Annotated in this window: 3 protein-coding genes; all 3 read left to right on the top strand. The window is 60.2% G+C overall.

Features of this window, described 5'->3' with window-relative positions; genetic code table 11:
• The coding region (locus tag RCF13_RS00825; protein WP_308140721.1) for a prolyl oligopeptidase family serine peptidase at nt 1-317 on the top strand (317 nt) is incomplete at its 5' end.
• A 191-nt stretch (nt 318-508) separates the two neighbouring features.
• Nucleotides 509-847, top strand: a complete 339-nt coding sequence (locus RCF13_RS00820) for a hypothetical protein (protein ID WP_021587922.1) — start codon at nt 509-511, stop codon at nt 845-847.
• A 106-nt stretch (nt 848-953) separates the two neighbouring features.
• The coding region (locus tag RCF13_RS00815; protein WP_308140720.1) for an AMP-binding protein at nt 954-1685 on the top strand (732 nt) is incomplete at its 3' end.

The raw sequence follows: 1685 nt of genomic DNA, 5'->3' as shown, positions 1-1685 counted from the left end.
GGGGCAACCCGATCACATCGGAAGCGGATTACCGGATCATCGCCGGCTATTCGCCCTACGATAATGTCAGCCGACAGGCCTATCCCGCCATTCTGGCGGTGGCGGGGCTTACCGATCCGCGCGTGACTTATTGGGAACCCGCCAAATGGGTCGCCCGGCTGCGTGAACTGAAGACCGATGACCACCCGGTCCTGTTCCGCATCAATATGGATGCAGGCCATGCCGGGGCCTCGGGCCGCTTCTCGCGGCTGGAAGAAGTTGCCTACACCTACGCTTTCGCGCTCAAGGTGACAGGCAAGGCGGGCGGCACGCTCTAGGAGCCTCATCCAGAGCCGCCCTGTTCCGGCTACCGCCAGATAGCATCGCGTCCAGTTTTCAAGGGCGCGATGCCTTCCTCTTACGCATGCCTTTTCCGGAACCGGTCCCGCTTTCGGGAGGCATGCTCTGGAAGAACGCGCCATTTCCCTTATACTATTGTTCTGTAACTATTCTTTTGAAGGAGAGTTCGATGCTGCGTCAGGTCATTGCTGTCTGCCTCACATCCGCATCGCTTGCGGTTTCCGGCCTTGTTGCGCTGCCCATGTCGGCTGAGGCTCAGGTGCGCAAGGATGTCGGCGAATTTGCCGGCCAGCGCTGCAGCGTGCCGAGAAGAGGCAGCGGCATCATCGTCGGCCAGTTCAGCGGCGTGGACGATTCACCCTTCATCACCGGCGGCGACGGGCTGGTTCCGATCGACCGTATCCGCTGCTTCAGCAGCATGTCCGAATGCAAGGGCTGGCTCTATACGATGCAGAGCAAATACACCAATGCCGGAGCCGCCACGCTGGTGCGCTGCACGAAACGCTGAACCCGGCCTTAAAAATCTGCGGTTTTCATGAAGCGCTGCGGATGGCATCCTCTCACCACTTGATGCATCGCCTTCGGGCGTCATCTTCGGTTTGGGAGGATCGGAAATGCAGCAGGCCAGCTCTGTTCCCAGTTATGTGCATGGCGCGAGCGACAAGCTTCTCATCGGCAATACGATCGGCCGGCATCTGGACCAGATCGCCGAAAAATATCCTGACAGCCCCGCCGTCGTCGTCCGCCACCAGAATATCCGGCTGACCTATTCCGAACTCAGGCAACGGACCGATGAGCTTGCCGAAGGCTTCCTCGCCATAGGGCTGCGCCCCGGCGAGCGTCTCGGCATCTGGTCGCCCAACAATCTCGAATGGATTCTCACCCAGTTTGCGAGCGCAAAGGCGGGCCTGATCCTCGTCAACATCAACCCCGCTTACCGGGCGCATGAACTGGAATATGTGCTGGGGAAAGTCGAATGCGCGGCGCTCATCCTCGCGCCGTCGCTGAAGAGCAGTAACTATATCGATATCCTGCGCAGCATCGTGCCCGAACTCGATGAGGCCCGGCCGGGGCATCTGATGTCCGCGCGGCTTCCCTCGCTGCGCTGCGTGATCCGGCTTGGTGCGGAACAGACGCCGGGTATGTTGAATTTCGACGATGTGGCCCAATCCGGCGATGAAGTCACCAGGCAGGAACTGGCGCAGCTTGCCGACGAACTGCAATTCGACGATCCCATCAATATCCAGTTCACCAGCGGCACGACCGGCAGCCCGAAGGGCGCGGCGCTCTCGCATCACAACATCCTCAACAACGGCTTTTTCGTCGGCGAGGCGATGCAACTTTCC

Source organism: Stenotrophomonas maltophilia group sp. RNC7, from assembly GCF_030910085.1.
GTDB classification, from domain to species: Bacteria; Pseudomonadota; Gammaproteobacteria; order Xanthomonadales; family Xanthomonadaceae; genus Stenotrophomonas; species Stenotrophomonas sepilia.
Note: the sequence above shows the minus strand (reverse complement) of the source record. Positions and strands in the feature narration are given on the sequence as shown.